Below are 10758 nucleotides of genomic sequence, written 5' to 3'. Positions count from 1 at the left end.
CGACGCCGCCGTCCTCCTGGAAACGACCGAGCCGCGCGCGAGACGCCTCCTGGACCACCTCCTGGACGTCCACCTCCTCCAGGAGCCCGCCCCGAGCCGGTACCGCTTCCACCCCCTGATCCGGGCCCACATCACCACCCGGCTCACCGCCCGGGACTGATCATCCGGCCTTTGGCCGGGATACCGAAAGGTATATTTCCGCGGCCGGGGCATAGGGATCTTTCGGCCATTTATCTTCGCGTCCGAAGTGGCCTGAAATTCTCTGATGAATCGGTGGTCGGGCGGTGTCGTCGCGTGTAGCGTCGGGCTTCCGGAAACGCGGCGCATGTGGGGGTGTCCGTGCTCGGTATCGACGCCTGTCTCGGCCAGATCATGGATATTCCCGGCGCCCGCCGGGTGACCCTGGTGGACGGCGCGAGCGGTCTGGCCATCGCCGCCGGCGGTGCGGACGGCCCGCTCGACCAGCACGAAGACGCCGCGGCCAGCACCGACGCGGTGCGCGCGGTGCTGGCCTGCCCGGCGCTGTCGGCCACCCCCGACGGCGACGGCATCGAAGAGATCATCGTGTGCGGGGAACGCGGATATCATCTGCTCACCCTGGTCGGCGCCATATTCGGTGGCGGGGTGTTCCTGCATTTACTGCTCGACCGGGACACCGGTAATCTCGCGCTCGCCCGCCTGCGGGTCCGCGCGGCGATTCAGGAAATGGCGGGATCCGGCCATGACGGGTGACCGGACGGCCCACTCGCCGGTGGCCGCGCTGCGCGAACTGGAAGGGCGGCGCGCGACCGGGGTGCTGCGGGTGCGGGACGAGGGCGCGCTGCACATCGTCGAGGGCTCCGTCGCGTACGCCGAATGCCGGAGCGCGCCGAGCCTTGAGCACCTCCTCGCCGCCGCCCCGGCGCCCGGGGCGCTGGGGGAGGCCGGGATGGAGGCGGTCGCGCGGCTGGCGTTGCACGACGCCGCCTACTTCCTGCTCGGCTCCGAAGACGGGGCCGAGTTCACCGAGGGACCGCCGCACCGGCTCGCGCACCTGTGCCGCATCGCCCCGGACGAACTGGTCGCCGAGCGCGCCAGGCGGGCGGCCCGTCTGGACGAGGCGCTGCCCTCGGCGGCGCGCGACCACGCACCGGTCGTCCCGGTGCGGAGGGTCGGCCGCCAGCGGGTGGTGCTGACCGCTGTCGAGGCGGAGATCCTGCTCAACGCCGACGGCCGCCGCGCGCCCGCCGACCTGGCCCGCGACCTCGGCCGGTCCGCGTTCGACTGCCTGCTCGCGGTGCGCCGGCTGGCCGCCGCCGGGATGCTGCGCCCGCCGCAGGACGCCCCCGTCCCGGACCTGCCCGTCCGGCGGCGCGGCGAGACGGAGGCCCCGGAGTGGGAGCCGGTCGGGCACGAGGTGCTGCTCCGGCTCCGGTCGGGGCTGGAGGGGCTCGCCTGACGTGCTGAAACGGCGTATGGGACGGCTGATCGAAAGGATGACGAACGTGGCGGTCCACGAGCGCATGGACGATGTCGCACGGCCCGCGTCCGACCCGGCCCTGCTGGCCGAGCTGACCGCGCTGCGCGGCCGCGTCGCCCGGCTCACCGGCAGCGTGATCGCCTCGTCCGACGGCCTGCTCATCGCGCACGACCTCCCGGACGGCATCGAACCGTCCGGGATGGCCGCGCTGACCGCCGCGGAGCTGGCGCTCTCGCACCGGATGGCGTCCACGGCCCACGGGGGCGGGTTCCACGAGGTCGTCCTGCGCGGCACCAACGGCTACGTGGTGATCTACTCCGCCGGCTGGAGCGCCTCGCTCACCGTGCTGTCGGCCCCGGACGTCAACGTGGGCCGCCTGCATCTGGAGTCCCGCCCGGCGGCGCGCGCCATCGCCGACCTGCTGGCGGCCGCGCCGGACCGGCCCCGCCGCACCGCCGAACCGTCGCGGAAGGGAGGCCGCAGCACCGCACCGCGCCGCCCGTGAAACCGACCAGTGAAGGGGAACAGCATGTCCGACCTGGACGTGTCGATGAAGGACATGATGGCGATCGACGGTGCGATCGGCGCCGCCGTCGTCGACTACAACAGCGGCATGGCCCTCGGGACGCTGGGCAGTTCCAAGAGCCTGGACCTGCAGGTCGCCTCGGCGGGCAACACCGAGGTCGTGCGCGCGAAGCTGCGCACGATGGAGCAGCTGGGCATCAAGGAGGAGATCGAGGACATCCTGATCACGCTGAGCGGCCAGTACCACGTGATCCGTCCCGTGACCGGCCGCAAGGGCAAGGGCCTGTTCCTCTACCTCGCGCTGGACCGCGGCCGCGCGAACCTGGCCCTGGCGCGGCACCGGCTCAAGCAGATCAAGGAGAACCTGACGATCTGAGGTGCCGGCCCGTCCCGTCCGGGCCGCGGCCCGGACGGGACGGGCCGGGGGTGGCCAAGGTCGGCGTGGTGGGCCCCGCGCGGCGGCCCCAGGATGTAGGGTGATCTTGTCGGCGAGTGGGGAAGCTCGTTCGGCCGGGGCGGCCCGTTCTCTTCGGAGGACGGGCCGCTTCGCGTTGCGGGGAAAACCTCAGGGGGTATTCAGGCGACTTTCAGGAAAGGGTGGAAGCCTCGGTAAGGATCAGGGGAGGGGGATCGGCGTTGGCGGAACGTACCGTGCAGGCGCGGAAGGCCTCGGAGGGGCTGCTGCTCGTCGTCGAGGACGAGCCGAACATCCTGGAGCTGCTCGCCGGCAGCCTCCGCTTCACCGGCTTCGAGGTGATCACGGCGACCAACGGGGCGGACGCCGTGCAGGCCGCGCGGCGGCGCCGGCCCGACCTCATCGTGCTGGACGTCATGCTCCCGGACATCGACGGGTTCGACGTGGCCCGCAGGCTCCGCTCGGGCGGCGACCACACCCCGGTGCTGTTCCTCACGGCGCGGGACGCCGTCCAGGACCGGATCAAGGGCCTGACGATCGGCGGCGACGACTACGTCACCAAGCCGTTCAGCCTGGAGGAGGTCATCGCCCGGATCCGCGCGGTGCTGCGGCGGTTCCGGGGCGGCGCGCAGGAGCCGACGCCGCGGATGGTGTTCGCCGACATCGAGCTGGACGAGGACAGCCACGAGGTGTGGCGCGGCGGCAAGCCGATCCAGCTGTCGCCGACCGAGTTCAAGCTGCTCAGGTATCTGATGGCCAACGCGGGCCGGGTGCTGTCCAAGCCGCAGATCCTCGACCACGTGTGGAACTACGACTTCGGCGGCGACGTCGGGATCGTGGAGTCGTACGTGTCGGCGCTGCGGCGGAAGGTCGACAACGTCGAGCCCCGGCTCATCCACACCCTGCGGGGCGTCGGCTACGTCCTGCGATTGCCGCCGGACCAGGGCTGATGGCCCTTCAGGCGCTGCGTGCCCTGCCCGGGCGCACACCGCTGCGGGTCAAGCTGATCGCGGGCATGCTGGTGCTGGTCGCGCTCGGCATGGCGGTGATGAGCGGCGCCGGCGTCTCGGTGCTCAGCCAGTACCTGGTGAGCCGATCCGACCAGCAGCTCCAGTCGACGTTCGGGCCGGTGGCGGCGCAGATCGTCCCGCAGATGGGCCGCCGCAACATGGAGGTGCGGCTGCCCGGCGAGATGTACGTGCTGGTCCAGGACGCGGACGGGCGGTGGCGGCAGAGCATCAACGCGCTGGGCGACACCGGCCGCCCGCGCGTCCCCGCCGACCTGGGGAAGCGGCTCGGCGAGCCGTTCACCGTGCCGGGGCAGGGCGGTTCGGGCGCGCCGTGGCGGATCTTCGCCGAGCCGCTGGACGGCGGCGCGGTCCTGGTGCTCGGGCTCAGCCTGGACGAGGTGCGCCGCACCGTGAACCGGCTGATGGTGATCGACGTGATCGTGGGCCTGCTGGTGGTGACCGTGCTGGCCGCGGCCGGGGTGTGGGTGGTGCGGGCCAGCCTGCGCCCGCTGGCGGCGATCGAGGAGACCGCCGGGGCGATCGCGACCGGCGACCTGTCCCGGCGGGTGCCCGAGGCCGATCCGCGCACGGAGGTGGGGCGGCTCGGCCGTTCGCTCAACAGCATGCTCGCCCAGATCGAGTCGGCGTTCGGGGCGCGGGCCCAGTCGGAGGCGGCGGCGCGGCGGTCGGAGGAGACCGCGCTGCGCTCGGAGGAGCGGATGCGGCGGTTCGTCGCGGACGCCAGCCACGAGCTGCGCACGCCGCTGACCGCCATCCGCGGCTTCGCGGAGTTCTACCGGCAGGGCGCGGCGCGGACGCCCGAGGAGCTCGACCGGCTCGTGGGCCGCATCGAGGAGATGGCCGAGCGGATGGGCCTGCTGGTGGAGGACCTGCTGCTGCTGGCCCGGCTCGACCAGCAGCGGCCCATCGAGAAGCGGCCGGTGGACCTGCTGGCCATCGCGGCCGACAGCGTCCAGGAGACGCGGATGGTCGCGCCGGACCGTTCGATCGAGCTGTCGGTCGAGGGCGGGGTGGCGTACCAGGTGCTGGGGGACGAGCCGCGCCTGCGCCAGGTGCTCGGGAACCTGCTCACCAACGCGGTCACGCACACGCCCGCGGGCACGGCGGTGACGGTACGGCTGAAGCCCGGTTCGCTGGGGGACGCCTCCGCGGCGGTGTGCGAGGTGGCCGACGAGGGGCCCGGCCTGTCGGCGGAGCAGGCGGAACGCGTCTTCGAACGCTTCTACAGGGCCAATCCGTCCCGTTCACGCGAAGACGGCAGCACGGGCCTCGGCCTGGCGATCGTGGCCGCGCTCGTGGGCGCGCATGAGGGGAAGGTCGAAGTGGACTCCACCCCTGGGGAGGGCGCCGTGTTCCGTGTGATCCTTCCGCTCGCCACCTGAACGTTCGCATTCAGGCGACTTTCAGGTTGGTTCCAGGCTTGCTCCAGACCGGATGGACATTCTGATGGTGGAGAGAGTCAGGGGGATCAGATGATCGCGGACCAGCCGAACGAGAGCCCGTACGGGGCCCGGCGCCCTTGGCCGACGAGGCCGGAGGACGTCAGGGTCGCACCGCGACCGGAGGCCCAGGCGGCGCACGGCACGCCTGCCGCTCCGGGCGCGCAGGGCGGCACGGGGGTGCCCAGCGGACCGGGCGGCCCCGGCGGGCCGGGCGGACCGGGCGGACCGGGCGGGCCGAGCGGGCCCTACGGGGGTGGCGCGCCCTACGGGGGCGGCGGGACGTTCGGCGGATGGCAGGGCCCGCCGCCGCAGCCCGGTAACCCCTACCTGCCCGGGCCGGAGCCCGCGCGGCGGGGCAACTGGTCGCTGCGGCAGAAGATCGCCGCGGCCGGGGCCGTGTTCGCCCTCGCGCTCGGAGCCGGCGGATTCGGCGCCGTGGCGGCGCTGGAGCTGGCGGGGCCGCAGGGCGGGCTGTCCGGCCCGACCGCGGTGGCCGGGGTGACGAGCAAGTCGACGGTCGCGCAGGTGGCGGCGGCCGTGCAGCCGAGCGTGGTGGCGATCCAGACGCAGACCCGGTCGGGAAGCGGCGGGGGCTCGGGCGTGATCCTGCGTTCGGACGGCACGATCCTCACCAACGCCCACGTGGTGGAGGACGTCGGGCAGATCTCGGTGCGGTTCAGCGACGGCAGGACGGCGCCCGCGACCGTCATCGGCACCGACCGCAGCAAGGACATGGCCGTGATCAAGGCGTCCGGGGTGTCCGGGCTGAAGCCCGCCGCGCTCGGTGACAGCCGCTCGCTCGCGGTCGGCGACACGGTGCTGGCGATGGGCAGCCCGCTGGGCCTGGACGGCTCGGTGACCTCGGGCATCGTCAGCGCGCTGGGACGGGAGATCCAGGAGGGCGGGCGGCAGCCCGACGCGCAGGTGCCGCCGTACCTGCGCGAGCAGGTGTCCCAGCGGGAGAGCACGGTGATCAAGAACGCGATCCAGACCGATGCCGCGATCAACCCCGGCAACTCCGGCGGGGCGCTGGTGAACGCGTCCGGGCAGGTGATCGGGATCAACACCGCGATCGCCACGTCCGGCAGCGGCTCGGGCAGCATCGGGGTCGGCTTCGCGATCCCGATCAACGACGCCGGGAGGGCGGCCGAGGCGATCATCTCCACCGGCGGGCGCTGAGCCCGCGGCGAGCACGCCGCACAGCGCCGTCGCGGTGCCGGAGGGCGGAACCGCGGCGGTCAGGGGAGGGGGCGGTCGTGTGATCCCCAGGGGGTCGGGGTCGCACGACCGCCGCCGTCGTCGTTTCCGGGACTTGCATGGCTAACGCTGTTAGCCTATGGTGAGGCTAACAGCGTTAGCCTGCCTTGCGCAGCCCGGTCCAGGAGGCCGCCATGCCCGTCCGCACCCTCGCCGCGATCATCGCCCTGCTGGTCGCCGTGCCCGCCGGCCTCTACACGTGGACCCGGCTCAAGCCCCGCGAGATCCGCACCGAGATCGAGATCGACGCCGCGCCCGGCCCCGTCTGGCGGGTCCTCACCGACCTGCGCGCCTACCCCGACTGGAACCCGTTCATCATCAGCGCCGAGGGCGAGGTCCGGGAGGGCGGCCGGCTCACCAACAAGCTCACCCAGAAGGGCGGCGGCACGCTGACGTTCAGCCCGACGATCCTGGTCGCCGCGCCGGACCGCGAGCTGCGCTGGCTGGGCCGCCTCATCGTCCCGGGCGTGCTGGACGGCGAGCACTACTTCCGCCTGGAGGCGCTCGACGGCGGCCGCACGCGCCTCGTCCACGGCGAGCGGTTTACCGGCGCGCTGGTGCCCTTCGCCGGGGGGCCACTGGACGTGGCGGACGGCTTCCGGGCCATGAACGCCGCACTCAAGTCCAGGGCCGAGACAATGGCCCGATGACCGACGACCGGCAGCCGGCGCTGACGCCGCTGACACCGCGGGCGGCCGAGATCGTCTCGGCCGCCCGCGACCTCGTGGAGGAGAGCGGCCCCGAGGCCCTGACCATGCGGGTCCTGGCCGACCGCATCGGGATCCGCGCCCCCTCCCTCTACAAGCACTTCCCGGACAAGGGCGCGGTCGAGGCGGCGCTGATCGAGCAGGGCCTGGCCGAACTCGGCGCCGCGCTGCGGGCGGCCGTGGCCAGTGAACGGCCCGTCCCCGAACTGCTGCGCACGTACCGCGCCCAGGCCCTCGCCAACCCCAACCTCTACCGGCTCAGCACCGCGGGCCCGCTGCCCCGCGAACGCCTCGCGCCCGGTCTGGAGGACTGGGCGGGCGAGCCGTTCTTCCTCGCGGTGGGGGAGCCGCACCTGGCGCAGGCGCTGTTCGCCTTCGCGCACGGCATGGTGATACTGGAGATCGACCGCCGTTTCCCCGAGCAGTCCGACCTGGACCGGACCTGGACCGAGGGCGCCCGCGCCTTCGCCGCGGGCCGTACACCCGCCGTGGAAAAGGGAGCGACATGATCGGCCGGTGGAAGGGATAATCGAGACATGCCCGGCGACATCCATGTACGCGACTCGGTCTCCATCCCGGAGTCCGAGTTGGCCTGGCGCTTCTCCCGTTCCTCGGGGCCGGGCGGCCAGCACGTCAACACCAGCGCCACGGCGGCCGAGCTGTCGTTCGACGTCGCGAACTCGCCGTCGCTGCCCGAGCCGTACCGGCAGCGCGCGCTCGAACGGCTGGCGGGACGCCTCAGCGGGGGCGTCCTGTCGATCCGGGCCGAGGAATACCGCTCGCAGGCGCGCAACCGTGACGCCGCCCGCGCGCGCTTGGCCGCGATCCTCTCCGAGGCCATCGCGCCACCGCCGAAGAAGCGCATCCCCAAGAAGAAGCCGCGCGGCATCAACGAGCGCCGCCTGGAGAACAAGCGGCGCCGCTCGGACATCAAGAAGCAGCGCTCAGGGCGCTGGCATTAACGCCAAGCCGGGGTCAGGGCTGGGCGGCGCGGATGGCGCGCATGGCCTCGCGGCGAGCCTCGCCTGACAGGACGTCGATGTAGACCTCGCCGCGCAGATGACCGCACTCGTGCTGGAGGCACCGGGCGAAATAGCCGGTCCCCTGGACGCGTACCGGCTTGCCCTTGATGTCGACGCCCTCGACCACGGCGCGTGCATGGCGGGCGGTGGTGAAGTGGAGGCCGGGCAGGGACAGGCAGCCCTCCGGTTCGGAGACGAGCTCCCCGTCCGCCTCGACCAGCGTGGGGTTGGCGACGTGGCCCACGTGGCGGCGGCCCTTGTCGTCCTTGCAGTCGTAGACGAACAGCTGGAGCGGCACACCGATCTGGTTCGCGGCGAGACCGGCGCCCTGCGCCTCGTACATCGACACGAACATGTCGTCGACGAGCCGTTCCAGGGAGGAGTCGAACGCGCGCACGGGATCGCACTCCGTCCGCAGCACCGGATCGCCCAGTCTCCGGATGGGCCGTACGGTGCCGCGCCCCCGCTCCCCCCGGACCGCCTCGCTCATCCCAAGATCTTATAAAGCGAGCGGTGCCCGGCGAACCGCCGGGCACCGCTCGCGCCAACGACCTCCACGCCGGGCCCTGCCCGGCGGCATGTTCTCCCGACCGCTCGGGCGGGCCGGCTCAGGCAGGCTCGCCCGGACCGCGTCCGGACGGCGGCAGCGGCCGGTCGGCCGGGTCGTCCAGGTCGGAGCCCGGGGCCGCGGCCTTGGGCTGGGACGGACCGGCGGACGGGACCGGCGGCACCGGCTTGTCGACCAGCGTGGGCTCGGGCTCGGCCTTCTTGATCGCCGGGTGCGGCTGGCCGGATCCGGACGGCGCCGGACCGGACGCCGGGCCCGAGGCGGACCCGGATCCCGGCGCGGAGCCGGACCCCGCGGGGGAGCCGGCGACCGGGGCGCCGGACGGCCCGCCCGCCGCGGGGGCGGGGGCAGGGGCGGCGTGCTTGGGCGCCACGGGCGCGGCGTGCTTGGCGCTCGACGGGGCCGACGGAGACGAGGGAGCCGAAGGGGCCGACGGACCCGACGGGGACGAGGGGGCCGGCGACGGCGACGGCGGACCGCCCGCGGGCTTGGCCGGGGCGGCGGGGGCCGTGGCGGCCGGGGCCGGGCTCGGCGCCGGGGCCTTGGCGGCCGGGGCGGGCGACGGCGCGGGGGCGGGCTTGCGCTGCGGAGCCGGGGCGGACGGAGCCGGCCCGGTGTGCTGCTTGACCGCGTCCTCGACCATCTTCTCCAGCGGACCGGCCTCGTTCTCCGCCGTGAGCAGCCGGTGCAGCGTCTCGCTGATCTCGGTGAGCCGCTGCAGCGCCTGGGTGTGGTTCTTGGTGAGCTGGGTGAGCCGCTGGGTGGCGCCCTCGTTGATCACGCTGGCCCGGCGCTCGGAGGCGGTGAGGGTGCGCTCGGCCTCCAGCCGGGCGCTGGTCACCGTCTGCTCGGCCTCCTGGGTGGCCGCGGTCAGGACGCTGTCGGACTCCTTCTTGGCCGCCGCCAGCACCTGCTCGGCCTTCTGCTCGGCCTGGGCGAGGTCCTTGTCGGCGTGCGCGCGGGCCTCGTCGGTGATCCGCTTGGACTCCTGCTCGGCGTCCTTGCGGATCTGCTGGCCCTTGGCCTCGGCCTCGGCGACCTTGTCCTTGGCCTCGTCCTCGGCCAGGTTGATGATCTGCCGGAGCCGGTCGCTCAGATCGTCCCCGGTGGGCTTGCGAGCCTCGCGGACCTCGGCCATCTCGCGGCGGGTGCGCTCGACGTCGTCGAGCGCGCGGGCGAGCCGGGTCTCCAGCTCGCGGATCTGGTTCTGGCTGCGGGCGATGTACTCGTCGACCTGGCGGCGGTTGTAGCCGCGCATGACGATCTCGAAGGTCTCCTCGCGGAGAAGGTTCGGCAGGATTTCTGCTTCGTTGCTCATGGTGCCTTGGGGGGTCGTTGGCGGGGGCTGATCACCCCGTCAGGGTCGGAGAGAGCGCAGGCTCGTGGTCCTCGCCCGCGCGTCACGGCCTCGCGTGGCACGGCGGGCTGCACATCATCGGAAACGTCCAGGGTCGACTCTTGTCCGGTCCACCCCATTCGCGCAAGCGGAATGCCTGTTCTCGCTGCAGTTTCTTCTGCCACGGTGATGCGCCAAGTCACCCGATTTCAGGAAATTTCGCGTCTATGGCCGTGCGGTGGGCAACCTACCGTCACGCCTTCCCCGTCCGGTTCCGCGACCCGCCCGCCCCGCCCCGGTGCCGCCCCGGCGCAGGACACCGCCTTACCATCTCCGGCATGAGCTATGTCGGGTCTTTGGGCGAGGACGGGCCGCGCATCCACCCCGAGGCGTGGGTGGCGCCGGGCGCGGTCGTGGTCGGCAAGGTGACGCTGGGCCGCGCCTCCAGCGTCTGGTACGGCTCGGTGCTGCGCGGCGACGACGAGGAGATCATCGTCGGCGACGAGGTCAACATCCAGGACCTGAGCTGCCTGCACGCCGATCCCGGGACCCCGGCCCTCCTGGAGGACCGGGTCAGCCTCGGGCACAAGGCGATGGTCCACGGCGCGCACGTGGAGACCGGCGCGCTGATCGGCATCGGCGCCATCGTCATGAACGGCGCCCGCATCGGCGCCGGCACCCTCGTCGCCGCCGGGGCCCTGGTCGGCCCGGGCAAGAAGATCCCCGCCGGGGTGCTGGTGGCGGGCGTCCCGGGCAAGATCGTCCGGGAGTTGAACGACGACGACCGGGCCATCCTGCGCCTCACCCCCGATTCCTACATGGACAAGGCCAAGCGCCACGCGACCGCGGAATGGCGCGACGCCTAGCAAAGAATTTCCGCCGGGACGGCTGAGGCGGTTGAGGCTCGCGGGAAAGCACCCTATTTGACCTGCGCGTACGCGTTTTTGTCGGGCTCGTGGGGAGTTCGGCGGGTCTCGGGCTGACTACGATGACCAC

At 73.0% G+C, this 10758-nt stretch carries 12 protein-coding genes and 1 pseudogene; 11 read left to right on the top strand and 2 right to left on the bottom strand.

Annotation, left to right across the window (positions count from 1 at the left end):
• The first annotated feature begins 339 nt into the window (after positions 1-339).
• The 10 genes and pseudogenes from ACFPZN_RS10635 to arfB all read left to right on the top strand — a co-directional run bounded on the left by ACFPZN_RS10635 (position 340) and on the right by arfB (position 7798).
• Positions 340-732 carry a roadblock/LC7 domain-containing protein gene (locus ACFPZN_RS10635; RefSeq protein ID WP_378281679.1) on the top strand — a complete coding sequence of 131 codons (393 nt, stop codon included), beginning with the start codon at positions 340-342 and terminating at the stop codon, positions 730-732.
• Complete coding sequence (locus ACFPZN_RS10630; RefSeq protein WP_378281678.1) at positions 722-1438, top strand: hypothetical protein; 717 nt, start codon at positions 722-724, stop codon at positions 1436-1438. Before ACFPZN_RS10635 ends, ACFPZN_RS10630 begins: the two co-directional genes overlap by 11 nt.
• Before the next feature lie 37 nt (positions 1439-1475).
• Positions 1476-1964 (top strand): roadblock/LC7 domain-containing protein, encoded by a 489-nt coding sequence (locus ACFPZN_RS10625; protein WP_378281677.1) that lies wholly within the window; start codon positions 1476-1478, stop codon positions 1962-1964.
• A gap of 24 nt (positions 1965-1988) precedes the next feature.
• On the top strand, positions 1989-2360 hold the full coding sequence (locus tag ACFPZN_RS10620; protein ID WP_378281676.1) for a hypothetical protein: 372 nt from the start codon (positions 1989-1991) through the stop codon (positions 2358-2360).
• A 260-nt stretch (positions 2361-2620) separates the two neighbouring features.
• Positions 2621-3349 carry a response regulator transcription factor gene (locus ACFPZN_RS10615; protein ID WP_378281675.1) on the top strand — a complete coding sequence of 243 codons (729 nt, stop codon included), beginning with the start codon at positions 2621-2623 and terminating at the stop codon, positions 3347-3349.
• The gene (locus tag ACFPZN_RS10610; protein WP_378281674.1) at positions 3349-4812 is read left to right on the top strand and encodes a sensor histidine kinase; all 1464 of its coding nucleotides are present in this window, start codon (positions 3349-3351) and stop codon (positions 4810-4812) included. The genes ACFPZN_RS10615 and ACFPZN_RS10610 overlap by 1 nt, the downstream gene beginning before the upstream one ends.
• A gap of 90 nt (positions 4813-4902) precedes the next feature.
• Positions 4903-6006, top strand: a pseudogene (locus tag ACFPZN_RS10605) (S1C family serine protease); the annotation flags it as partial.
• A 257-nt stretch (positions 6007-6263) separates the two neighbouring features.
• Entirely contained in the window at positions 6264-6779 is a 516-nt protein-coding gene (locus tag ACFPZN_RS10600) for an SRPBCC family protein (RefSeq protein WP_378281672.1), read from the top strand.
• Positions 6776-7345, top strand: a complete 570-nt coding sequence (locus ACFPZN_RS10595) for a TetR/AcrR family transcriptional regulator (RefSeq protein WP_378281671.1) — start codon at positions 6776-6778, stop codon at positions 7343-7345. The genes ACFPZN_RS10600 and ACFPZN_RS10595 overlap by 4 nt, the downstream gene beginning before the upstream one ends.
• A 27-nt stretch (positions 7346-7372) precedes the next feature.
• A complete protein-coding gene (gene arfB, locus ACFPZN_RS10590; RefSeq protein WP_378281670.1) occupies positions 7373-7798 on the top strand; it encodes an alternative ribosome rescue aminoacyl-tRNA hydrolase ArfB in 426 nt (141 codons plus the stop codon).
• A gap of 13 nt (positions 7799-7811) precedes the next feature.
• Here arfB and def read toward each other — a convergent pair whose 3' ends face one another.
• A complete protein-coding gene (gene def, locus ACFPZN_RS10585) occupies positions 7812-8348 on the bottom strand; it encodes a peptide deformylase (protein WP_378281669.1) in 537 nt (178 codons plus the stop codon).
• A gap of 118 nt (positions 8349-8466) precedes the next feature.
• Complete coding sequence (locus ACFPZN_RS10580) at positions 8467-9744, bottom strand: DivIVA domain-containing protein (RefSeq protein WP_378281668.1); 1278 nt, start codon at positions 9742-9744, stop codon at positions 8467-8469.
• A 356-nt stretch (positions 9745-10100) separates the two neighbouring features.
• Between ACFPZN_RS10580 and ACFPZN_RS10575 the strand changes: the two genes are divergently transcribed.
• A complete protein-coding gene (locus ACFPZN_RS10575) occupies positions 10101-10628 on the top strand; it encodes a gamma carbonic anhydrase family protein (RefSeq protein WP_378281667.1) in 528 nt (175 codons plus the stop codon).
• The last annotated feature ends 130 nt before the right edge of the window (positions 10629-10758 follow it).

Origin of the sequence: Actinomadura rugatobispora (assembly GCF_042656285.1) — a bacterium.
GTDB lineage: Bacteria > Actinomycetota > Actinomycetes > Streptosporangiales > Streptosporangiaceae > Spirillospora > Spirillospora rugatobispora.
Note: the sequence above shows the minus strand (reverse complement) of the source record. Positions and strands in the feature narration are given on the sequence as shown.

Bases quoted from the DNA above. Each gene is read 5' to 3' on its own strand.
- ACFPZN_RS10630 (WP_378281678.1), top strand. From the start codon at position 722: ATGACGGGTGACCGGACGGCCCACTCGCCGGTGGCCGCGCTGCGCGAA.
- ACFPZN_RS10625 (WP_378281677.1), top strand. From the start codon at position 1,476: ATGACGAACGTGGCGGTCCACGAGCGCATGGACGATGTCGCACGGCCC.
- ACFPZN_RS10620 (WP_378281676.1), top strand. From the start codon at position 1,989: ATGTCCGACCTGGACGTGTCGATGAAGGACATGATGGCGATCGACGGT.
- ACFPZN_RS10610 (WP_378281674.1), top strand. From the start codon at position 3,349: ATGGCCCTTCAGGCGCTGCGTGCCCTGCCCGGGCGCACACCGCTGCGG.
- ACFPZN_RS10600 (WP_378281672.1), top strand. From the start codon at position 6,264: ATGCCCGTCCGCACCCTCGCCGCGATCATCGCCCTGCTGGTCGCCGTG.
- ACFPZN_RS10595 (WP_378281671.1), top strand. From the start codon at position 6,776: ATGACCGACGACCGGCAGCCGGCGCTGACGCCGCTGACACCGCGGGCG.
- arfB (WP_378281670.1), top strand. From the start codon at position 7,373: ATGCCCGGCGACATCCATGTACGCGACTCGGTCTCCATCCCGGAGTCC.
- def (WP_378281669.1), bottom strand. From the start codon at position 8,348: ATGAGCGAGGCGGTCCGGGGGGAGCGGGGGCGCGGCACCGTACGGCCC.
- ACFPZN_RS10580 (WP_378281668.1), bottom strand. From the start codon at position 9,744: ATGAGCAACGAAGCAGAAATCCTGCCGAACCTTCTCCGCGAGGAGACC.
- ACFPZN_RS10575 (WP_378281667.1), top strand. From the start codon at position 10,101: ATGAGCTATGTCGGGTCTTTGGGCGAGGACGGGCCGCGCATCCACCCC.